At 57.5% G+C, this 23,318-nt stretch carries 17 protein-coding genes; 13 read left to right on the top strand and 4 right to left on the bottom strand.

Annotation, left to right across the window (positions count from 1 at the left end; translation table 11 throughout):
• Positions 1-51 precede the first annotated feature (51 nt).
• The 11 genes from ispC (at position 52) to accA (ending at position 14,441) form a co-directional block, all read left to right on the top strand.
• A complete protein-coding gene (gene ispC / locus BN4575_RS01200) occupies positions 52-1,245 on the top strand; it encodes a 1-deoxy-D-xylulose-5-phosphate reductoisomerase (protein ID WP_068976802.1) in 1,194 nt (397 codons plus the stop codon).
• Entirely contained in the window at positions 1,245-2,597 is a 1,353-nt protein-coding gene (gene rseP / locus BN4575_RS01195; protein ID WP_068976801.1) for a sigma E protease regulator RseP, read from the top strand. The genes ispC and rseP overlap by 1 nt, the downstream gene beginning before the upstream one ends.
• Before the next feature lie 34 nt (positions 2,598-2,631).
• Positions 2,632-5,169, top strand: a complete 2,538-nt coding sequence (gene bamA, locus BN4575_RS01190; protein WP_068976800.1) for an outer membrane protein assembly factor BamA — start codon at positions 2,632-2,634, stop codon at positions 5,167-5,169.
• A 149-nt stretch (positions 5,170-5,318) separates the two neighbouring features.
• On the top strand, positions 5,319-5,831 hold the full coding sequence (locus tag BN4575_RS01185; RefSeq protein WP_042020080.1) for an OmpH family outer membrane protein: 513 nt from the start codon (positions 5,319-5,321) through the stop codon (positions 5,829-5,831).
• 3 nt (positions 5,832-5,834) lie between these two features.
• Positions 5,835-6,854, top strand: a complete 1,020-nt coding sequence (gene lpxD, locus BN4575_RS01180; RefSeq protein ID WP_068976902.1) for a UDP-3-O-(3-hydroxymyristoyl)glucosamine N-acyltransferase — start codon at positions 5,835-5,837, stop codon at positions 6,852-6,854.
• A gap of 24 nt (positions 6,855-6,878) precedes the next feature.
• Positions 6,879-7,340, top strand: coding sequence for a 3-hydroxyacyl-ACP dehydratase FabZ (gene fabZ, locus BN4575_RS01175; RefSeq protein ID WP_042020081.1), 462 nt, complete (start codon positions 6,879-6,881; stop codon positions 7,338-7,340).
• A 5-nt stretch (positions 7,341-7,345) separates the two neighbouring features.
• A complete protein-coding gene (gene lpxA, locus BN4575_RS01170) occupies positions 7,346-8,137 on the top strand; it encodes an acyl-ACP--UDP-N-acetylglucosamine O-acyltransferase (protein WP_082186752.1) in 792 nt (263 codons plus the stop codon).
• A complete protein-coding gene (gene lpxB / locus BN4575_RS01165) occupies positions 8,130-9,269 on the top strand; it encodes a lipid-A-disaccharide synthase (RefSeq protein WP_068976799.1) in 1,140 nt (379 codons plus the stop codon). Before lpxA ends, lpxB begins: the two co-directional genes overlap by 8 nt.
• A gap of 96 nt (positions 9,270-9,365) precedes the next feature.
• Positions 9,366-9,956: a ribonuclease HII gene (rnhB, locus tag BN4575_RS01160; protein ID WP_141689681.1), complete on the top strand. Its 591-nt coding sequence runs from the start codon at positions 9,366-9,368 to the stop codon at positions 9,954-9,956.
• Between the two features lie 38 nt (positions 9,957-9,994).
• On the top strand, positions 9,995-13,474 hold the full coding sequence (gene dnaE, locus BN4575_RS01155) for a DNA polymerase III subunit alpha (protein WP_042020085.1): 3,480 nt from the start codon (positions 9,995-9,997) through the stop codon (positions 13,472-13,474).
• Positions 13,475-13,490: 16 nt separating this feature from the next.
• Complete coding sequence (gene accA, locus BN4575_RS01150) at positions 13,491-14,441, top strand: acetyl-CoA carboxylase carboxyl transferase subunit alpha (RefSeq protein WP_042020086.1); 951 nt, start codon at positions 13,491-13,493, stop codon at positions 14,439-14,441.
• 222 nt (positions 14,442-14,663) lie between these two features.
• Here the strand turns inward: accA and BN4575_RS01145 are convergent, their stop codons facing one another.
• Together BN4575_RS01145 and tal are read right to left on the bottom strand one after the other, a co-directional pair.
• Entirely contained in the window at positions 14,664-14,846 is a 183-nt protein-coding gene (locus tag BN4575_RS01145) for a DUF3545 family protein (RefSeq protein WP_042020087.1), read from the bottom strand.
• Between the two features lie 158 nt (positions 14,847-15,004).
• Positions 15,005-15,955, bottom strand: a complete 951-nt coding sequence (gene tal, locus BN4575_RS01140; RefSeq protein WP_068976798.1) for a transaldolase — start codon at positions 15,953-15,955, stop codon at positions 15,005-15,007.
• A 701-nt stretch (positions 15,956-16,656) separates the two neighbouring features.
• Here tal and BN4575_RS01135 point away from each other — a divergent pair.
• Complete coding sequence (locus BN4575_RS01135; RefSeq protein ID WP_068976797.1) at positions 16,657-18,087, top strand: alanine/glycine:cation symporter family protein; 1,431 nt, start codon at positions 16,657-16,659, stop codon at positions 18,085-18,087.
• Between the two features lie 209 nt (positions 18,088-18,296).
• On the opposite strand, the gene BN4575_RS01130 is transcribed toward BN4575_RS01135, so the two are convergent.
• Both BN4575_RS01130 and cysZ read right to left on the bottom strand, forming a co-directional pair.
• The gene (locus tag BN4575_RS01130) at positions 18,297-18,911 is read right to left on the bottom strand and encodes a trimeric intracellular cation channel family protein (RefSeq protein WP_042020091.1); all 615 of its coding nucleotides are present in this window, start codon (positions 18,909-18,911) and stop codon (positions 18,297-18,299) included.
• 146 nt (positions 18,912-19,057) lie between these two features.
• On the bottom strand, positions 19,058-19,822 hold the full coding sequence (gene cysZ, locus BN4575_RS01125; RefSeq protein ID WP_068976796.1) for a sulfate transporter CysZ: 765 nt from the start codon (positions 19,820-19,822) through the stop codon (positions 19,058-19,060).
• A 110-nt stretch (positions 19,823-19,932) separates the two neighbouring features.
• Here cysZ and BN4575_RS01120 point away from each other — a divergent pair, with 110 nt between their 5' ends.
• Entirely contained in the window at positions 19,933-23,307 is a 3,375-nt protein-coding gene (locus BN4575_RS01120; protein WP_068976795.1) for an AAA family ATPase, read from the top strand.
• Positions 23,308-23,318: the final 11 nt, after the last annotated feature.

Genomic DNA, 23,318 nt, shown 5'->3' with positions numbered 1-23,318 from the left:
GGTGTCGCGTGCACAGAGCGCTATTGAACTGTTATTGACGCAGGAGTGTTGATGCGCAACCTGGTGATTCTGGGAGCTTCCGGCTCCATCGGTCAGAGTACCCTCAAGGTGCTGCGCCATAATCCGGGCAGTTGGCAAGTGCTGGCGTTGACCGCTGCCCGCAGCGTGGATGCCATGCTGCGGGATTGCCTCGAATTTGCTCCCCGTTTTGCGGTGATGGTCGATGAAGAGGCTGCCCGTGAACTGGCCAGTCGCCTCAAGACCCACGGCAGTGCCACCCGTGTGATGTCAGGCGCTGCTGCTCTTTGCGATGTGGCGGCTCACCCCGATGCCCACAGCGTGATGGCGGCCATCGTCGGTGCCGCAGGTCTGGCGCCGACCATGGCGGCGGTGCGGGCTGGCAAGCGGATCCTGCTCGCGAATAAAGAGGCGCTGGTGATGTCCGGTGCTTTCTTTATGAACGCTGTGCGTGAGTACGGCGCTGAACTGCTGCCTATCGACAGCGAACACAATGCAATTTTTCAGTGCCTGCCGACGGCAGTGCAGCGTGAACCCGGTTTTTGCGATCTGGCGGCGGCAGGGATCAGCAAGATCCTGCTGACCGGTTCCGGCGGCCCGTTCCGTTACACCGAGATCGGCGAGCTGGCCAAGGTGACGCCAGCGCAGGCCATCGCGCACCCCAACTGGTCGATGGGGGCCAAGATTTCGGTGGATTCCGCCACCATGATCAATAAGGGGCTCGAATATATCGAGGCGCGCTGGCTGTTCAATGCCGCCCCCGAGCAGATCCAGGTAGTGATCCACCCGCAGTCGGTGATCCACTCCATGGTGCAGTACAAGGATGGCTCTGTGCTGGCCCAGCTTGGCAACCCTGACATGTGCACCCCCATTGCCCATGCACTCGCTTACCCCAATCGCATCCCCTCCAGTGTGGAACCTTTGGATTTCTTCAGTGTCGGAGAGTTCAGCTTTATCCGGCCTGATTACGATCGCTACCCCTGTCTGGCGCTGGCCATCAATGCCTGCCAGAAGGGGCAAGCGGCGACTACTGCGCTCAATGCCGCCAACGAAGAGGCTGTTGCCGCCTTCCTGGCCGGGCGTATCGGTTTTATGGAGATAGCCCGGATCAACGAAACCGTCATGCTGGCGCTGGAAAGCAGTGCCGTCAGTTCGCTCGATGATCTGTTTGCCCTGGATGGTGCGGCCAGAGCCCGTGCTCACAACCTGATTGAGGAGCTTGGCTGATGGGCGGAGTTTTGTGGAATATTGGTGCTTTTGTTATCGCCCTTGGCTTATTGGTTGCGGTTCATGAGTTTGGCCATTTCTGGGTTGCCCGCCGTTGCGGTGTTCGCGTTGAGCGCTTCTCCATCGGCTTTGGCAAGGCTATCTGGCGCCGGATGGGCAAAGATGGCACCGAGTATGTGCTGGCACTCATTCCCCTTGGCGGTTACGTCAAGATGCTTGATGGCCGGGTCGATGAGCTCAAGCCCGGTGACGAGCAGTACGCCTTCAACCACAAGAGTGTCTGGGCGCGGATGGCGATTGTCGCGGCGGGCCCGTTTGCCAACTTTGTGTTCGCCCTGTTTGCCTTGTGGCTGATGTTTCTCATCGGGGTGCCGAGTGTCAAGCCGGTGATTGGCGAGGTTCGCCCTGCCTCCATCGTGGCCGAGGCTGGCGTGTTGCCCGGGATGGAAATTGTCGGGGTCGGTGATGAGCAGACCGGTGACTGGGAGAGCGTCACCTACGCCCTTATCAGCCATCTTGGGGACGATGCTGTCACCCTCAAGGTGCAGTCACCCGATACCAGCTATACCACTGACAAAGTGTTGTCACTGGCTAGCTGGACCTTTGATCCGGATAAAGAGTCGCCCATCGGCAGTTTGGGGATAGTCCCCCTCAGTGGCAAAGTGCTGCCGGTGGTCGCCGCCGTGGTGGCCAACAGTGCCAGTGAAAAGGCTGGGCTGCAGGTCGGCGATCGCATCAAGCAGGTTGGTGATGAGCCGATCACTGCTTGGGCCCAGTTTGTCGAACGGGTGCAACAGGCACCAGGTGAACCGTTGCAAGTGGTGGTCGAGCGCAATAACAGTGATCTGGCCGTGACCGTGACCCCGGATACCAAGAAGGTACAGGGTCAAATGGTCGGTTTCGTCGGTCTCTCGCCGCAACTGGTTCCATTACCGGATGAATATCGAATTCTGTTACAGTATGGGCCGTTAGAGGCGCTGTGGCAGGGGGCTGACAAGACCTGGAGTCTGATCACCCTCACCTTTGACATGATTGGCAAGCTGGTTGCTGGCATAGTGTCGCTGGATAACCTCAGTGGTCCCATCTCCATTGCCAAAGGCGCTGGTAGCAGTGCCGATTATGGTCTGGTCTATTTCTTGAGTTTTCTGGCGCTGATCAGCGTCAATCTGGGGATCATCAACTTGTTCCCCTTACCGGTACTCGATGGTGGTCATCTGGTCTATTTCCTGATCGAAGCGGTCACCGGCAAGCCGGTATCAGACAAAATACAGGAAGTGGGTTTCAGGATTGGCGCCGCCATTCTGATGTTATTGATGGGCATTGCGCTGTTTAACGATTTCGCTCGCCTCTGAGGCCAGAGCATCAACAAGGACACATAAGAACAAAATGGCTGTTAAAAAAGCATTGGTGTTGAGTTGCCTGCTGGGTGCCAGTTTCCTGGCCCAGGCGGCCCCTGCCTCTTTTGTGGTGCAAGATATCCAGGTCGACGGTTTGCAACGGGTGACTCTGGGTGCCGCACTGTTGAATCTGCCGATCCGGGTCGGCGATACCGTCGATTCCATGGCCCTGGCCAGCGCCATCAAAAAACTCTACTCCTCTGGTAACTTCGAGGATGTGAAGGTTTATCGGGATGGCCAAGTATTGCAGGTGATGGTCAAGGAGCGTCCAACCATCTCCAGCATCGAGTTTGCCGGCAACAAGGATATCAAAGAGGAGCAACTGACCCAGAGTCTGGAGTCCTCCGGTATCCGTGTGGGTGATCCGCTTGATCGCACCGTGCTTACCTCCCTCGAGAAGGGGCTGGAAGATTTCTACTACGGCGTGGGCAAATACTCCGCCAAGGTCAAGGCCATCGTCACCCCGTTGCCGCGCAACCGGGTCGACCTCAAGTTCACCTTCGTGGAAGGGGAAGCGGCCAAGATCGAACAGATCAACATCGTCGGTAACAGCGCGTTTGCAGAAGAGCGGCTGATTGCCCAACTCTCCCTGCGCGACGAAGTGCCCTGGTGGAACTTCACCGCCGATCAGCGCTATCAGAAGCAGAAACTGGCCGGTGATATCGAGACCCTGCGCTCCTACTACATGGATCGTGGCTATATCCGCTTTAGCCAGGAGTCCACCCAGGTCTCCATGACCCCGGACAAGAAGGGGGTCTATGTCACCCTCAACATCAAGGAAGGGGAGCAGTACAAGGTCTCTGGCGTGCAAATCAAGGGTGATCTCATCGATCGCGGCAGCGAGATGAAAGGGTTGATCCCAATCACTGCTGGCAGCACCTACTCCGCCAGTCAAGTGACTCACACCGAAGAGGTGCTCTCCAAGTTCCTCGGCCGTTATGGCTATGCCTATCCGAAAGTGGTTACCTTCCCGCAAGTTAACGACCAGACCAAAGAAGTGGAGCTGATTGTCAACGTGGAACCGGGCCCCCGTGTCTACGTGCGCAATATCAACTTCAACGGCAACGCCACCACTGAAGATCAGGTGCTGCGCCGTGAGATGCGCCAGATGGAAGGCACCTGGCTTTCCTCCGACAACATCGAGCAGTCCAAGAGCCGTCTCAACCGTCTTGGCTATTTCGAGAGTGTGGAAGTGGATACCAAGCGGGTACCGGGTAACGACGATCTGGTCGATCTGGACTTCAAGGTCAAGGAGCAGCCGGCCGGTTCCATTAACGCCGGTATCGGTTACGGCACCGAGTCAGGTCTGAGCCTGCAGGCGGGGATCTCCCAGGACAACTTTATGGGGACCGGCAAAAAGGTCTCTATCAACGCCAGCACCAACGACTACTCCAAGAACGTTGACCTGAGCTACAACGATCCCTACTTCACCGTGGATGGTGTCAGCCTGGGTGGCCGGGTCTACTACAACCAGTTCCGTGCCGATGATGCCGATATCGTCTCTTATGAGAACGAGACCATCGGTTTCCGTCTATCTAGCGGCTTCCCGGTCAATGAATTCAACCGGCTGGACTTCAGTACCGGTATCGAGAGCACCAAGCTGAGCCGTCCATCGTTCAACGCCCAGAACTATCAACAGTGTGTAAATGAGAACCAAAGTAATCCCGACTACTGTTGGGATCAGTGGAACGATAACCGTCAGTCGGTGCAGATGGATCAGTTTTGGAATGCCTATTCGCAAGATGGTGCCAACCTCGACTTCGTCACCGTCGATGTGACCGCTGGCTGGACCCGCTCCACCCTGAACAAGGGGATGTTCCCGACAGCCGGTGAGCGTCAGCGAGTTAACGCCAAGGTGACCGTGCCGGGCATGGAGTTGCAGTACTACAAGCTCTCTGCCGAAGATGCCCACTACTTCCCGCTCGATGCAGATCACAGTTGGGTGATGATCGGCAAGGGGCGCGTCTCCTACGGCAATGGTTATGGCGACGACTCCATGCTGCCGTTCTTCGAGAACTACTATGCCGGTGGTTTCGATACGGTGCGCGGCTTCAAGAGCAATACAATCGGTCCCAAGGCGATCTATGGCGTTTACAACAAGCCGGTCTGTACGGTAGTTAATGGTCAGACCACATGCGAACCCCCTAAGGCTACGGGTAAATACGAAGGTTCAGATACCTCGGTGGGGGGCAACGCCTTGGCTGTTGCATCACTGGAGCTGGTTTTCCCAACCCCGTTCGTTTCCGAGACCTATCGTCCGCAGATCCGTACCACTGCCTTTGTTGATGCAGGCACCGTCTGGAGCACCGATTTTGCCAATGGGGCATACTCATGTGCAGATGGGTTTGACTGCAATTATACGAGCCAGGACTACTCCAGCCCAGGCAATATTCGGGTCTCTGCCGGTGTCTCCCTGCAGTGGCTGTCGCCGATGGGCCCGCTGGTATTCGCCCTGGCCAAGCCAATCAAGAAATACGAGGGGGATCGCACCGAAGTCTTCTCCTTCAACATCGGTCGTACCTTCTAAATCGTGTATCGCCCCCAGCCATGGGGTGGGGGCATGTAATGATGGGACGCGCGCTATGCGTGCCTCAGCAGGTAACAAGACGGTCTTAACGCCGCTTGCATAATCAGGTAAATCAGGTAGCCCTCACCATGAGGGAACAAGGAGTAAGTGTGAATAAAGCGTTGAAAGTAGCTGGTTTGAGCTTTGCACTGATGGCTGCCGGCATGGGTTCTGCCTTCGCTGAGACCAAGATCGCCGTGGTTGATATGGGTGAAGTTTTCCAAAAGCTGCCCCAGCGTGAAGCGGTAGCCGCCAAGCTGAAAGGCGAATTCGAGCCGCGTATGCGTGAGCTGCAAAAGCTGGAACAGGATGGCCAGAAGCTGGTTGAAAAGTTCCGCAAAGATGAAGCCTTCATGAGCGCCGAGCAGAAGAAGCAGAATCAGGAGAAACTGGCCAAGCTGCAGATGGAGTTCAACCAGAAGCGTCAGGCGTTTGAACAGGACAACGGTCGCCGTCAGTCTGAAGAGCGCAACAAGATCCTGACCAAGGTACAGGCTGCCATCGATTCCATCGCCAAGAGCAATGGTTACGATCTGGTGCTGGAGCGCAATGCCGCCCCGTTCGCCGCCAGCAAGCTGGACATCTCTGGTCAGGTTATTTCTCAGGTAAGCAAGAGCAACTAATTGATGGCATTCACTCTCGCACAGCTGGCCCAGCAACTGGGGGCCGAGATCCATGGCGATGGAACCGTGGAAATCTGCAAGGTAGCGACACTGGAAAAGGCCGGGAAGGGTGAGATTACCTTCCTTTCCAACACAAAATACCGGCATTATCTGGAGCAGAGCAAGGCGAGCGCCGTGCTTATTACAGAGGCGGATTTGCCCTTTTGTCCCACCCATGCACTGGTGCTCAAAGACCCTTATGTGGGCTTTGCCAAGGTAGCCCAACTGCTGGACACCACCCCGCAACCGGCCACGGATATCCATCCGAGCGCGGTGATTGCGGCGGATGTGCAGCTGGGCGAGAGAGTGGCCATCGGGGCCAATGCAGTGATCGAATCTGGCGTGGTGCTGGGAGATGATGTACGCATTGGTCCGGGTTGTTTTGTTGGTCAACAGACCCGGCTGGGAGCACGCTCCCGGCTATGGGCCAATGTGACCCTCTATCACAATGTCACTATGGGCACCGACTGTCTGGTTCAATCCGGCACAGTGATCGGGGCCGATGGTTTCGGCTATGCCAACGAACGTGGCGAGTGGATCAAAATCCCCCAAATCGGTGGTGTGACCATCGGTAATCGGGTCGAGATTGGTGCTTGTACCACCATTGACCGCGGTGCGCTGGAAGATACCCGTATCGCCGACAACGTTATCATCGATAACCAGTGCCAGATCGCTCACAACGTCGAAATCGGTTACGGTACCGCCATCGCGGGTGCGACCACTATGGCTGGTAGTCTCAAGGTCGGCAAATACTGTATCATTGGCGGCGCTGCTGTCTTTAACGGGCATATGGAGATCTGCGACCAGGCCACTATTACCGGTATGTCCATGGTAATGCGACCCATCACCGAGCCCGGTGTCTACTCCTCAGGTATTCCTCTGCAACCCAATAAAGAGTGGCGCAAGACCGCCGCCCGGGTGATGCGTATCGAAGAGATGCACAAGCGGTTAAGCAAGCTTGAGAAGAAGCTGGTTCAAGAATAATCACGATTGGCATAGGGTGCTGTTTTGACTACTGAAAAGAAGAGCCTGGGGATCCAGGAAATTATGGAATTGCTGCCCCACCGTTATCCATTTTTGATGGTGGACAGGGTTGACGATTACGAAATCAGTGATGAGCGCAAAACCTTGCGTGCCATCAAGAACGTCTCGTTCAACGAGCCGATCTTCCAGGGGCACTTCCCGGCCAAGCCGGTATTCCCCGGTGTATTGATCCTGGAAGCGATGGCGCAGGCCACCGGTATCCTGGCCTTTACCATGGTGGGCAAACCGTCGCCCAACGAACTCTATTACTTCGCCTCAATCGATAACGCTCGCTTCAAGCGTCCGGTCGGCCCCGGTGATCAGCTGGTGCTGGATGTGGTGTTTCTGAAAGAGCGTCGCGGCATTGCCAAATTCACCGGTGTTGCCACCGTCAATGGTGAAGTGGTCTGTACCGCCGAACTGATGTGCGCAAAACGCGAGGTTTAATACACGTGATCGACCAGACTGCCATCATTCACGATACTGCTATCGTCCATGAGTCTGCCGTGATTGGTAAAGGGGTTGAAATTGGCCCCTTTTCTGTCATCGGTGCCGAGGTTGAAATCGGCGATAACACCTGGGTCGCTTCCCATGTGGTGATCAAGGGCCCGACCAAGATTGGTCGCGGTAACAAGATCTTCCAGCACACCTCCATCGGTGAGGATTGCCAGGACAAGAAGTACGCTGGCGAGCGCACCTTTCTCGAGATTGGCGATAACAACGTTATTCGCGAGAACTGCACTTTCCACCGTGGCACCATTCAGGATCAGTGCCTGACCAAGGTGGGCAGTGGTAACCTGTTTATGGTCAACGTTCACGTTGCCCATGACTGCATCATCGGTGATAACTGCATCTTCGCCAACAACGCCACTCTGGCGGGCCATGTGGTGATCGGTGACTTCGTGATCTTTGGTGGGCTTTCTGCCATCCACCAGTTCGGCCGTGTTGGCTCCCACGCTTTTGTCGGTGGCTGCGCCGCCCTGAACAAAGACGTACCGCCTTATGTGATGGCGGCGGGCAACTATGCCAAGCCGTTTGGCGTCAACTCCGAAGGGTTGCGTCGCCGTGGTTACTCGCCAGAGGCGATCTCCGCCGTCAAGCGCGCCTACAAAGAGATCTTCCGCTCTGGCAAGACCATCGAAGAGGTGCTGCCGGTGTTGATCGAGATGGCGGCCAGTGAACCGGCGGTTCAGCTGTACGTCGATTTCCTCAAAGATAACGAGCGCGGGATTATCCGTGCCTGATCCCGTTCGCATCGGTATCGTCGCCGGAGAAGTCTCCGGCGATATTCTGGCCGCCGGTCTGGTGCGCGAGCTGCAAGCGCGCTATCCGGATGCGCAGTTCGAAGGGATCGCCGGGCCGCGAATGCAGGCCCTCGGCGTCAAAGCGCTGTTCGAGATGGAAGAGCTCTCCGTCATGGGGATCACCGAGGTACTTGGTCGTCTGCCACGCATCCTCAAGGTCCGTCGCGAGCTGCTGCGCCACTTTATTGCCAATCCGCCCGATATTTTCATCGGCGTGGATGCACCGGATTTCAATATCGGGGTGGAGCTGAAACTGCGCCGCGCCGGTATCAAGACGGTTCACTATGTCAGCCCCTCTGTGTGGGCCTGGCGCCAGAACCGTATTCACAAGATCAAGGCCGCCACCGACATGGTGCTCGCCTTCCTGCCGTTCGAGAAAGCCTTCTACGACCGTTTCGATGCCCCTTGTCGCTTTGTTGGCCACACCATGGCGGATGATATTCCGCTGGTGCCGGATCAGGCCGCGGTTCGCCGCCATCTGGGAATCGATGCCAATCGCCGTTGGCTGGCAGTGTTGCCGGGTAGTCGCAGCGCCGAGGTGGGCTTTATGTCCCCCCTGTTTCTTGAAGCGTGCAAGCACCTGACGGTACGTTATCCTGATCTCGGTTTTCTGGTGCCACTGGTCAACCAGCAACGACGTGAGCAGTTTATGGCCATTAAGGCCGAGCTGGCGCCGGATCTCGACATGGTGTTGTTAGAGGGGCAGGGGCGCGAGGCGATGATCGCCGCCGATGTGGTGATGCTGGCCTCCGGCACTGCCGCGCTCGAAGCCATGTTGGTGAAAAAGCCGATGGTGGTGGGCTACAAGCTCAAACCGTTCAGCTACTGGCTGGCCCAGCGCTTGGTAAAGACCGAGTTTGTCTCGCTGCCCAACCTGCTGGCGGGTCGCATGCTGGTGCCCGAGTTGCTGCAACACGAGTGCACCCCTGAAAACCTGGTGGTTGAAGTGAGCAAGTTGTTTGAGCATGACAATAGCCAACTGGTCAATACCTTCACCGAGTTGCACCAGCGCATTCGCTGCAATGCGGATCTGCAGGCCGCCGACGCGGTAGCCGAGTTGCTCGGTAGATAACCCTCTCCAGACGGCCGATTGTGCTGCGCGTCGCAGCGGCACATCGTCGACGTTATGCCAGGCCCTGCGGGGCCTGTTTTGATTCAAGGTGGCAAGATGATGATCGATATTCCTGACGACAAGCTGGTTGCCGGTGTGGACGAAGTGGGCCGCGGCCCGCTGGTGGGTGACGTGGTGACCGCTGCGGTCATTCTTGATCCGGCCAATCCGATCATCGGGCTGGCTGATTCCAAGAAGCTTTCCGAGAAGAAACGTCTTGCCCTGTTTGACGAGATCAAGGAGAAGGCGCTGGCCTGGGCCATCGGTCGTGCCAGCCCGGAGGAGATCGACCAGCTCAACATCCTGCATGCCACCATGCTGGCGATGCAGCGTGCCGTGGCTGGGCTGAAGGTGACGCCCGAGCTGGTCTTTATCGATGGTAATCGCTGCCCTGACTTGCCGATGGAAGCGCGCGCCGTGGTCAAGGGGGATAGCCTGGTGGCTGCCATCAGCGCCGCCTCCATTCTGGCCAAGGTGACCCGCGATGGCGAGATGACCGAGCTGGACAGCCGTCATCCCGACTATGGCTTTGCCCGCCACAAGGGCTACCCTACCCCTGAGCATCTCGCCATTCTGGCCAGGCTTGGCCCTTTGCCGCAATATCGTAAAAGTTTTAAACCGGTGCGCCGCGCACTGGGGATCGAGTAGACCATGCAATTTAGCTTGAGCAACGAGAAGGTATGACGATGGCTGAACCCCGTTTTATCCACCTGCGGGTCCACTCCGACTTCTCTATGGTCGATGGGCTGCAGAAGATAGGCCCCATCGTCGGGGCTGCTGCGGCCAACAAAATGCCGGCACTGGCACTGACCGACCAGATGAACATGTGTGGTCTGGTGCGCTTCTATGGCTCGGCCCACGGCAAGGGGATCAAACCCATCGTCGGTGCCGAGTTTCTGGTGCAGAGCGATGAGCTGGGAGATGAGCTGTTTCGTCTGACCCTGCTTGCCATGGACAATGACGGTTACCAGAACATCACCTTGCTTATTTCCCATGGTTATCAGCGTGGTCATGTGCAAGGGCGTCCGGTCATCGACAAAGCCTGGCTGGCAGATCACGCCAAGGGGGTGATCGTTCTCTCCGGTGGCCGTGAGGGAGATGTAGGCAAGTTCATGCTCAAGGGCAACCGGCAGATGGCCGAGTCGTCGCTGGCTTTCTATCAAGCCCATTTTCCCGATGCTTACTATCTTGAACTGTTGCGTACCGGTCGCCCCGACGAAGAGGCCTATCTGCACATGGCGGTGGCCCTTGCCACCGAGTTCGCCTTGCCGGTGGTGGCCACCAACGAGGTGGTGTTCCTCAACGCCGAGGACTTCGATGCCCACGAGATCCGGGTTGCCATCCACGATGGCTACACCCTGATGGACAAGCGTCGCCCGCGCCGTTACAGCCCCCAGCAGTACCTGCGTAGTCAGGAGGAGATGTGCGAGCTGTTTGCCGACATCCCTGAGGCGCTGGAGAACACGGTCGAGATCGCCAAGCGTTGTAACGTAACTGTGCGTCTGGGCGAATACTTCCTGCCCAACTTCCCGACCGGCGATATGACCACCGAAGATTTTCTGGTGGCCAAGTCGCAAGAGGGGCTTGAGGCACGTCTAGAATTTCTGTTCCCAGATCCCGCAGTACGGGCCGCCAAGCGTGGCGAGTACGATGAGCGCCTCGATATCGAGCTGAAAGTGATCAATCAGATGGGCTTCCCGGGTTACTTCCTCATCGTGATGGAGTTTATCCAGTGGTCCAAGGACAACGGCATTCCTGTGGGGCCTGGCCGCGGCTCGGGGGCGGGTTCTCTGGTGGCGTACGCCCTCAAGATCACCGACCTCGACCCGCTGGAATTTGACCTGCTGTTCGAACGTTTCTTGAACCCCGAGCGGGTATCCATGCCCGACTTCGACGTCGACTTCTGTATGGATCGACGCGACGAAGTGATTGAGCACGTCTCCGAGATGTATGGCCGGGATGCAGTGTCGCAAATCATCACCTTCGGCAGCATGGCGGCCAAAGCGGTGGTGCGGGATGTGGGCCGGGTGCTGGGCCACCCCTACGGTTTTGTCGATCGGATCTCCAAGCTCATTCCGCCTGATCCGGGCATGACGCTCGCCAAGGCGTTCGAGGCAGAACCCAAGTTGCCCGAGCTCTATGAGCAGGATGAGGAGGTCAAAGACCTCATCGACATGGCACGGCGCCTCGAAGGGGTGGTACGTAACGCCGGCAAGCACGCCGGTGGCGTGGTGATTGCGCCCACCAAGATCACCGATTTTGCGCCGCTTTACTGCGATGATTCGGGCAATCACCCGGTTACCCAGTTTGACAAGAACGATGTGGAGTACGCCGGACTGGTGAAGTTCGACTTCTTGGGCTTGCGTACCCTGACCATCATCGACTGGGCTTTGGGGATGATCAACCCGCGCCTTGCCAAAGAGGGCAAACCGCCGGTGGATATCGCCGCCATTCCCATCGATGACAAAAAGTCGTTCGCCCTGTTGCAGCGGTTCGAGACCACCGCGGTATTCCAGCTGGAATCCCGTGGCATGAAGGATCTGATCAAACGGCTGCAGCCAGACTGTTTTGAAGACATGATCGCTCTGGTGGCGCTGTTTCGACCGGGCCCGCTGCAGTCAGGCATGGTGGATAACTTCATTGATCGCAAGCGCGGCCAGGAAGCTATCTCTTATCCCGATGAAAAATGGCAGCACGAGAGCCTCAAGCCGATACTCGAGCCCACCTACGGCATCATCGTCTATCAAGAGCAGGTGATGCAGATTGCCCAGACTCTGGCGGGTTATACCCTGGGTGGCGCCGACATGTTGCGCCGGGCTATGGGTAAGAAAAATCCGGCCGAGATGGCCAAGCAGCGCGCCGGTTTCGAGGAAGGGGCCATTAAACACGGTGTTGATGGCGAGCTGGCGGTGAAGATCTTCGATCTGGTGGAGAAGTTTGCCGGCTACGGCTTTAACAAATCCCACTCCGCCGCCTATGCGCTGGTCTCTTACCAGACCTTGTGGCTCAAGACCCACTTCCCGGCTGAGTTTATGGCGGCGGTGATGACCGCCGACATGGACAACACCGACAAGATAGTGACCCTGGTGGACGAGTGCCAGCGGATGGGGCTGACCGTGATACCGCCGGATGTGAACACCGGTCGCTACCGCTTTAGCGTTAACGAAGATGGCCATATCGTCTACGGTATTGGGGCTGTGAAGGGGGTGGGGGAAGGCCCTATCGATGCCATTCTCAGCGCTCGCGATCAGGATGGCCCGTTTCGTGATCTGTTCGACTTTTGTAATAGGGTCGACATCAAGAAGATCAACAAACGGGTGATGGAAAAGCTGGTCTACTCTGGCGCCATGGATCGGCTCGGCCCCCACCGTGCCGCCCTGATGGCGACGCTGGAGGAGGCGATGCGCGCTGCCGAGCAACACGCCAAGGCGCAAGCTGTCGGTCAGGTTGATATGTTCGGCGTGCTCACCGAAGAGATTGACGACGTCAAGAAGGCGTTTGCCAACGTGCCGCACTGGCCTGACAAGGTGTGGCTGGAAGGGGAGCGCGAGACCCTCGGGCTTTATCTCACCGGCCACCCCATCAACCAGTACAGCAGCGAGTTGCGGCGTTATACCTCTGGTCGCCTGTGCGATCTGCATCCTACCTCCCGCGATACCGTGACCACGGCGGCGGGGCTGGTGATTGCGGCGCGCAGCATGGTGACCAAGCGCGGTAATAAGATGGGGATCTTCACCCTGGACGACCGTTCCGGTCGCCTTGATGTGACCCTGTTCAGTGAAGCGCTGGAAAAATATGAAGAATTGATGCAAAAAGACCGTATTTTGGTGGTTTCTGGACAGGTCAGCTTTGATGACTTCTCCGGTGGCCTTAAAATGTCGGCCCGTGAATTACTGGATATCAACGATGCGAGGGAGCGTTTTGCCAGAGCAATTCGTATCTCCCTCGATGAACAGCGAATTGATGATCGCTTTTTCCCGCGTTTGTGCGAGATTTTGGAGCCCGCCCGTGCCGGAGTCTGTCCGGTTCAGGTAAACTATCGTCGCCCCGGTTCCCGGGTGCGATTGACGCTCGGTACCGAGTGGCGGGTGACGCCCACCGATCAACTGATAGATGACTTGCGCGTCCTGCTTGGACGAGAGCGGGTGGAATTGGTTTTTGATTAGAGGATCTATAGGCCCTATGAGTCTTTTTCTGGATTTTGAACAGCCGATTGCCGAGCTGCAGGCGCAGATTGATGAACTCCGTCATGTGAGTGAGCACAACAGTGCTGTCGATCTCAACGACGACATTCGCCGGCTGGAGAAGAAAAACGAAGAGCTGACCAAGAAGATCTTCAGCGATCTGGGGGCCTGGCAGGTATCCCAGATGGCGCGTCATCCTCAGCGTCCTTACACCCTCGATTATATCGAGCACATCTTCACTGACTTCGATGAGTTGGCTGGTGATCGCGCCTATGCCGACGACAAGGCTATCGTTGGCGGCATCGCCCGTCTTGATGGCGAGCCGGTGATGGTGATTGGTCAGCAGAAAGGTCGCGAGACCAAAGAGAAGATCAAGCGCAACTTTGGTATGCCGCGTCCGGAAGGGTACCGCAAGGCCCTGCGTCTGATGGAGATGGCCGAGCGCTTCAAGATGCCGATCATCACCTTTATCGACACTCCGGGTGCCTACCCGGGTGTGGGGGCAGAAGAGCGTGGCCAGTCCGAAGCGATTGCCCGCAACCTGAAAGTGATGGCTGGCCTGACTGTGCCGGTGGTCTGCACCGTGATCGGTGAAGGTGGATCGGGTGGTGCCCTGGCTATCGGCGTGGGTGATCGCGTCAATATGCTGCAGTACTCCACCTACTCCGTCATCTCGCCGGAAGGGTGCGCCTCCATTTTGTGGAAGAGCGCCGACAAGGCGTCGGTGGCGGCTGAAGCCATGGGCATTACTGCCCCGCGTCTGAAAGAGCTCAAGCTGATCGACCATGTGATCGATGAGCCTCTGGGTGGTGCTCACCGCGATGTGGCAAAGATGGCCAAGAATCTCAAGGCGCGCATCAAGCAGGATCTGGATGCCCTGCGTCCGCTCGATACCGAGCAACTGCTGGAGCAGCGCTACCAGCGCCTGCTGGGCTACGGTTACTGTTAAGCTCTGCCGTTAGCACATCAAGCACAGAAACCCCCGTTATCAACGGGGGTTTTTTATTACTGGCAGCCGCCCATCCTGCTCAATGTTGCGGGTGGCTTGTCACCCGTTTGTCAGTGTTTCATGACAGCTGCAGCAGGCCTGTGTGAGAGGGATTGGATGTTACCCAGCAGACATAAAAAAGCGCCCCGTTGATAGGGGCGCTTTTGTCGGTGTCAGGTGCTGTTACAGTTGAAACTCGTCTGTCAGACCTTCATACGCGATATCAATAGATTGCAGCTCCTTCTGCAAGCGCTGTTTGTCTTTGAGCGCTTCGATTTCACGCCATTTACGTTTCTTTCCCGTTGTCCCGCGGCTACGTGAACCGAGCTCAACTACCTCGTCATAATCGAAGTTGAACATTTCCATGGCTCCCTCCTTGGTTTTTATCGTTTTCATCACCCGTATAACATAACGAAGTTGAAAGTAAAACGTTTTCTTTACGGGGTTATGACAAGGTTGGAAAAGTCGATAAAAAAAACCGGGTGCCTTACCAGGCACCCGGTTTTACCAGAAAAATGAACCGATTACAGGCGGCTTGCCAGCATGGTTTCCAGCTTGCCCTGGTCGATGGCAAACATGCGGATGCCTTCACCCAGTTTCTCGTGGGCCATGGCGTCCTGGTTCAGTTCCCAGCGGAAGTCGGCTTCGGTCATCGGGGTCGGTTTTGCCTTGCGCTCACCGGTGTAGTTCAGCTTGCGTACCACGGCGCCTTCGGCTTTGCTCAGCTCTTCCAGCAGCGCTGGGCCAATGGTCAGGCGGTCACAACCAGCCAGTTCCAGGATCTCGCCGGTGTTGCGGAAGCTGGCGCCCATTACCACTGTCGGGTAGTCGTGCTGCTTGTAGTAGTCGTAGATGGCGGTGACAGAGACGACGCCCGGATCTTCGCTTTGGGTGTAGTCACGGTTGTGCTTGGCCTTGTACCAGTCGAGGATGCGACCCACGAACGGGGAGATCAGGAAGGCACCGGCTTCGGCACAGGCACGAGCCTGGGCGAAGGAGAACAGCAGGGTCAGGTTGCACTGGATACCCTCTTTCTCCAGTACCTCGGCGGCGCGGATCCCTTCCCAGGTGGAGGCCAGCTTGATCAGAATGCGGTCGTTGCTGATACCCGCTTCGTTGTAAAGACGGATCAGCTTGCGTGCTTTGGCGATGCTGGCAGCGGTATCGAAGGAGAGACGGGCATCGACTTCGGTAGAGATACGGCCCGGAACGATCTTCAGCACTTCCAGACCGATGTTGACGGCCAGCTTGTCGCCCGCGTCGATGATTTGCTGTGCCTTGTCCTGGCTCTGGGCTTTGGCCCACTTGATGGCGTCTTCGATCAGCGGAGCGTACTCGGGGATCTCGGAGGCCTTCAGAACCAGAGAGGGGTTGGTGGTGGCATCGATGGGCTGATAGCGTTTGATGGCTTCGATATCACCGGTGTCGGCAACAACAGTGGTCAGGGCTTTCAGCTGGGTTAATTTATCGGCCATAGCGAATATCATCTCTTAATGAGGGAGTCATCCCTGGGTTGCGGGCTTGAGACGGTGGTTCTGAAATAAAATTACAGGATCTTGATGCCTCAGGCTCAGAAAAGCGCGATGGGGGTGACCCATCGTCATTGCCTGCCTAATTAATACTTATGTGGTGCATCCTGCAATAGGGGCGCTTGGTTGTTAAATATCCACGCGGTTGGGTCATCCCGTTTTAGTGCCAGAAACTATATGATTAATAAGGTTTTTTGTGTTTTTCTGCGGGGCGTTCCCGGTTTGCTTGCAGATGAACTTTTTTAGCCAATATTCATATTTGTGTCGCCGATCACATAAATTACTACATCACCTACTTGTAATTTTATTACTAGGAAAACGTTTGGCAAAATATCCCCGTTTGAAAGCCATTTCAGGCAAGCGTTTGCCTTTGTGAATAACTCATCAGCGCGAGATAAAAATGGTTTTCTTATGAGGCTCTACCCTGGCGTGCCTGATTAAATTATTGGATTTGTTGAAAGTTTGCGATTTAAATGGCGCTTTATGAGCGTTTACCGTTCGTTTTTTGTGTCCCGAGTGATCGGGATCACTATTCCGGGCTCTCCCGCTGTGCTAGATTCCGCCCCTTTAGCGAAACGCTAATTAAACAACAGACAGAAAACGGTCAGCGCAGACTGGCCATGGATGTGAATAACAACGAGAGAATTATGGACACCTTGATTGCGATGCTAAACGACCTGATGTGGGGAGCTGTGCTCATCTACCTGCTGATCGGGGTCGGGATCTTTTTCACTTTCAGACTGGGTTTTATCCAGATCCGTCACTTTGGCCACATGTTTTCCGTGCTGAAAAACAGCCGTAAATCTGACAATGCTGGCATCTCCTCTTTTCAAGCGCTCTGCACCAGTCTTGCCGCCCGCGTGGGCACTGGTAACCTGGCCGGTGTGGCTGTTGCCATCTATCTGGGTGGCCCCGGTGCCATCTTCTGGATGTGGCTGATCGCCTTTATCGGCATGGCGACCGCCTTTGTCGAAAGCACCTTGGCCCAGCTTTACAAAGTTAAGGATGAGGATGGCAACTACCGTGGCGGCCCGGCTTATTACATGGAGAAGGGCCTTGGCATGCGCTGGATGGGGGTGCTGTTCTCGCTCTGTCTGATCCTCGCGTTCGGTCTGGTATTCAATGCGGTGCAGGCCAACTCCATCAGTCTGGCGATGAAGGTGGCGTTCGGTATTCCTGACTGGGTCAGCGGTCTGGCACTGGTGGTACTCTCCGGCCTCATCATCTTCGGCGGCATTCGTGGCATTGCCCGTTTTGCCGAGCTGGTGGTGCCGGTGATGGCGCTGGCATATATCCTGCTGGCGCTGGTGATCGTGGCGATGAATATCACCGAGCTGCCCCATGTCTTCATGTTGATCATCAAGTCCGCTTTCGGGATTGAGCAGGCGGGTTCAGGCGCCATGGGTTATGCCATCTCCCAGGCGATGATCAACGGCATCAAGCGCGGTCTCTTCTCCAACGAGGCGGGGATGGGTTCTGCCCCCAACGCCGCCGCGACAGCGACGCCCTATCCGCCGCACCCGGCTTCTCAAGGGTATGTACAGATGCTGGGGGTCTTTATGGACACCATCGTCATCTGTAGCTGTACCGCCGCCATCATCCTGATGTCCGGTCAGTTTGAGCCGGGTTCCGGTGTGACAGGGGTGGAGCTGACCCAGCGGGCACTCTCTTCCCAGATTGGCAACGGCGGCAATATCTTCATTGCGGCAGCCATCTTCTTCTTCGCGTTCACCTCTATCGTGGCGAACTACTCCTATGCCGAGACCAATCTGGTGTTCCTCGAGCACAACCACAAGGGTGGCCTGATGCTGTTCCGGGTGTTCGTGCTGGGGATGGTGATGTTCGGTGCCGTGGGTGAGTTGCCGATTGTGTGGGCCATGGCCGATGTCTCCATGGGGTTGATGGCCATCGTCAACCTGGTGGCGATCTTGCTGCTCTCTGGTGTGGCGATCAAGCTGGCCAAGGATTACAACGATCAGCTCAGACTGGGTAAGGTACCGACCTTCGATGCCAACAAATACCCGGAGATCCGCTCCCAGCTGGAAGCGGGGATTTGGGACAATCCACCCCAAAAATAATAATCTGCAACGTTTATGAAAGGGGGGGGGGGGGGGGGCTCGGATGGCGCCCCCTGTTTATTGGCTATGTCCCGATTAGCTGGGCGGTTGCAAGGGCTGAGTGCAACAGGTAATGGGGGCATAGCCATCAATATGCTCATGAAAAAAGCGCCACTCGGGCGCTTTTTTGTTGCTCGCAATCCATACCGCCTCGCCAGGAGCCAGCGTACTCAGTGGGTCGCGTACTGGTAGTTGAAGGTGGGCAGTCCCCACTTGAAGCGTACCGCCAACAGTCGTAGCACAAAGCCGATGCCGATGGAGCCGAAAGCTGCCCAGTTGGTCGGCAAGCCCTGATCCAGCGCCAGACAGTAGAGAGCGGCAGTGATCAGTGAAATGGCCGCATAGAGCTCGCGGCGAAACACCAGCGGAATCCGCTGGCAGAGCAGATCCCTGAGCACCCCGCCAAATACCCCGGTCACCACCGCCATGATGCAGGCAATACCGGCTCCGTGGCCCATCTCCAGCGCACGGGCAGCGCCAAAGATAGAGAACACCACCAGCCCCAGCGCATCGAGCGCCAGAAACAGCTTGCCGAGATAGCGCATCAAGGGGGCCGAGACCACTCCCGCCATCGCCGCGGCAGCAACCAGCAGCACATATTCCGGGTGTTCAATCCAGAGCAGCGGATAGTGGCCCAGCAGCACATCGCGAATGGTACCGCCCCCGATGGCCGTCGCCGAGGCGATGATCACCACACCAAACAGATCCATCCGTCGCCGGCCCGCGGCCAGCGCGCCTGTCATCCCTTCGGCTACCAGGCCGATCAAGAAGAGAGCATGTAACATGAGATATTCCAGGGTACGAGAAAGGCCCGTATCCTACCTACTCGTGTTATATGGGACAAGTAATCCAACCTATACATGAATTTAATTCATGCTAAATAGTAAAAAGGCACCGTTTAGGATGCCTTTTTCTAATCAACGTTCAAGGGTTAGCGCCCCAACTGCTCCTGACGGTAGTGATCGACCCACATGGCGGTAGCACCACAGATGGCGACGGGCATCACAAATAGGTTTACCACCGGAATGGCGGAGAAGAGGGTGACCAGGGCGCCGAAGCTCAGGCTCTTGCCACGGCGTTGCTTCAAGGCATCGCGCATGGTGATGAAGTCGATCTTGTGGTTGTCGAACGGATAATCCACATACTGGATTGCCATCATCCAGGCACTGAACAGGAACCAGAGCACCGGCGCCAGGGTTTGGCCGACCACCGGGATGAAAAACAGGATCAGGCAGCCGATGGCCTTGGGCAGGTAATACTTCAGTTTGGTCCATTCACGGCCGAAGGTACGCGGCACATCCTTGACGATATCCAGCATGCCGCTGTCATTGGCGGGCTGGCCGGTGAGGATCTGCTCCACTTTTTCCGCCAGCAGGCCGTTGAACGGGGCGGCGATCCAGTTGGTGACCGAACTGAAGATAAAAGAGAAGACCACCAGGATGGTGATGAGCGCGATGGGCCACAGCAGGTAATCGAGCCAGTCTAGCCAGGCCGGGATCTGCTGATGGAGCCAGGCGAACAGACCGTCAAGTTGCAACAGGAGGGCATAGAAGGCCCCGGCAAACAGCACGAAGTTGACTAACAACGGGATCAACACGAAGGTGCGGATGCCCGGTTGGCGGATCAGGGAAAAACCGCGCAGGAAGTAGTCTGCACCACTGATTGACTCTTTGACCATATGGGGGGATTGGCTCATGTGAGCTCCATCTATGCATGGGAGAACAGCCAGCATATTACAAACATCCCTTTGATTTGGTAAAGTCGCCTGCCCGCCTTCCTTTTATTTCGCCACTGATACAGGTCGCCATGCGTCTGAAACTGATCAAACTCGCCGGCTTCAAGTCGTTCGTCGAGCCGACCCGCATTGAATTATCGGCAGACATGACTGCCGTGGTGGGCCCTAATGGCTGTGGCAAATCCAACGTGATCGATGCGGTGCGCTGGGTGCTGGGAGAGAGCTCTGCCCGCCATCTGCGTGGCGAGAACATGACCGATGTCATCTTCAATGGCTCCATCAATCGCAGCCCCCATGGTCGCGCCTCGGTCGAACTGGTGTTCGACAATCCCCATAATCGGGTCCCCGGTGAATTTGGCCGTTTTACCGAAATTTCGGTGCGCCGCGAAGTGCTGCGTGACGGCTCCAACTATTACCAAATCAACGGCCAGAAGTGCCGCCGCAAGGATGTGACCGACCTCTTCCTTGGCACCGGTCTTGGCCCCCGCAGCTACGCCATCATCGAGCAGGGCACCGTGAGTCGACTGGTGGAGTCGCGCCCTGCCGACCTCAAGCTCTTTATGGAGGAGGCGGCTGGCGTCTCTCGCTACAAGGAGCGACGCCGCGAAACCGAGCAGCGGATTCGCCACACTCGCGAGAATCTGGAGCGGCTCGGCGATATTCGCGGCGAGCTGGGCGCTCGTCTCGATCACCTTAAATCCCAGGCCGAAACGGCCGAGCGCTATAAGCAGCTCAAGAGCCGTTCACGCGCCGCGCGCGCCGAGCTTATCGGCTCCGAGTTGTGGGCGCTGGAGACCCGTCTGGGCGAGGCGAAAGCCGAGCTGGCGCAGGCCGAGCAGGCGTTGGCCGCATTGGATGCCAAGCGCACCGCCGACGAGGGGCGCCACGTCACCCTGTCGGTCGCCAGACAAGAGGCGCAAGCCGAGCAGGCGAGCCGCCAGCAACAGATATTTCTCGGGGGGCAAGCCATCGCCCGGCTGGAACAACAGCAACTGCACCAGAGCGAACTGGGGCGTGACTGGCAAGCTCGTGCGCAAGCGTTGGGCGAGCGGATCGCCACCCGCAAGGAGCAGCTTGCCAGCCAGCAGGAGCAGTTGACCGAAGGGGTATTGCGCGGCGAGCAGGAAGACGCCCGGCTGGAGCAGTGTGAGCAGTTGCTCACCGAACAGCAGGAGACCCGCCAGCAGGCCAGCGAGGAACTGGAGCGGGCCCGTCAATCCCAGCAGCAGTGGCAGCAGCAGGTGACCCTGTTACAGGGCCAACTCAACCAGACTCGTGCCCGGTTGGGTGGTTTGCAGGAGCTGCAAGCCAAGACCCGGCTGGCCCGTCTCAAACTGGAAGATGAGCGCTCCGGCCCCCTTGGCGCAGAGGCTAACGATCTGCAACCGGCCCTCGATGCCTTGAGTGGCGAGCTGGAGCTGACGCGGGCCGCCACCGGCGAGCTGACCGAGCAGCTGGCCTTGGTCGTCGAAGCCCATGAGCAACTCAAGCAGCATCATGGCCAGCAGCTAGGCCTGCAACGGGAGCTGCAGGCGCGGCAGGGGACGCTGGACCAGATCCTCGGCGAGCAGATGGAGGGGGCGACCCTGGCCGATCGGCTGCAGGTTGCTCCCGAGTGGGCACCGGCGCTCGACAAGGTGCTTGGCCGCTGGCTGACCGCCACCCCTGCTGACGAGTGCAATCTGGCTCAAGAAGGACTCTGGATTGGCCCGGCGCAACCGGCGGTTGCCGGCACTCTGGCGGCGCAACTGGGCGGCGAGCACATTCCCGCCTTCCTCAATGCTATCTGGCTGGTCGAAAGCCGCGAGGCCGCATTGGCCCGCCAGCATACCCTTGCCGCCGGTGAGTCACTGCTGACCCGTGCGGGCGACTGGTTCGGTCCCAACTGGACAGATCTGGGGCAGGGCGCGGCGCTCGGCACCATGGCGCTGCTGGGGGAGCGTGAGCGGTTGCATACCGAGCAGGAGAACGTTGTCGCGGGGCTGACGCAACTGGCTGAGCAACTTGTTGCTGCCGATGCCAGGCGCGCGCAACACGCCAGTGCCCAGGAGTTGTCGCAGCGAACTCTGCGCGAGCAGGAGCAAAAATGGCAACAACTGCGGGAAGCCTGGAGCCTGCAACAAGGCCAGCGGCAGGAGCGGTTGCAGCGGCTGGGCCAGCTTGGCGAAGAGCTGATCCGGCTCGATCAGGAGCAGGCCGAGGAGGCTGAGCGGCTGGCCAGCGCCCGCGAGCAACTGGAGCTCGATGAGGCGCGCCTTGCCGAGTTGCAGGAGCAGGGGGAACCGCTGACCCAAGGGTTGCAGGCCGCTCAGGAGCGGGTGACCCGCTGCGAGCGGGCGGTGGAGGAGGCGCGTTTGCGCCGCGAACAGCAACAGGCTGCCAGCCAGCGTTTGCAGCTGGAGCTGGTTAACTTGCGCCAGTTGCTCACTTTGGGCCAAGAGGAGCTGGCAAGGCTTGGGCTGGATCTGGCCGGGCTTAAGGGGCCTGCGAGTGATGCTGGGCCTGATCTGGGCCCGTTGCTGGCAGACCAACGCAGTCTGGAAGCGCTGCAGCTGGCTTGCCAGCAACGCTTGAGCGAGCTGGAGCGTCAGCTGAGCGAGCTGGAGCAGGCCAGAAGTCGAGATCACAAGCAGCTGGTGACCCTGCAGGAGAAACTGGCGACCCTGCGTTTGGAGCGAGAACGCAACCTCACCCGTCGGCAAGGGCTGCACGAACAGTTTGAAGAGCTGGGGGTCAGGTTGGTGGATCTCGATCAGGCGGTACTGATTGCCGCCGATCGGGGCAAATTGCGTCAGGAGATCCAGACCCTGGAGGCGCAAGTGGAGGCACTTGGCGCCATCAATTTGGCAGCGCTGGCGGAGTATGAAGAGGCGAAAACCCGGGCAACTTACCTGGAAAACCAGTGTCAGGATCTCGAACAAGCGCTGGAAACACTGAGCCAAGCCATTAAAAGAATTGATAAAGAGACACAAATACGGTTCCGGGATACTTTCGATAAGGTCAACGAAGATTTAAAATCCCTGTTTCCGAAAGTGTTCGGTGGGGGCAGCGCCTGGCTTGAGTTGACCTCCGATGATCTTTTGGAGGCTGGAGTGAGCATCATGGCGAGACCTCCGGGTAAGAAGAATGCTACCATTGCCCTGCTTTCCGGGGGGGAGAAGGCGTTAACCGCGCTTGCGCTGGTTTTTGCCATCTTCAGACTCAACCCAGCACCATTTTGTTTGCTGGATGAGGTGGATGCACCGCTCGATGAAGTGAACGTCGGTCGCTTCTGTTCTCTTGTCAAAGAGATGTCGAGCACAGTACAGTTCGTTTACATCAGTCATAATAAGGTCTCCATGGAGATGGCTGAGCAGCTGGTTGGCGTCACGATGCAAGAGCCCGGGGTTTCTCGCATTGTGTCGGTCGATATTGGTGCCGCCGTCGCTTTGGCTGAGCAAAACTAGAAAGAGAAGCA

It is taken from the genome of Aeromonas sp. EERV15 (genome assembly GCF_900079845.1).
GTDB lineage: Bacteria > Pseudomonadota > Gammaproteobacteria > Enterobacterales > Aeromonadaceae > Aeromonas > Aeromonas sobria.
The sequence above is the reverse complement of the archived record's forward strand: the minus strand, read 5'-3'. Positions and strand labels throughout refer to the sequence as shown.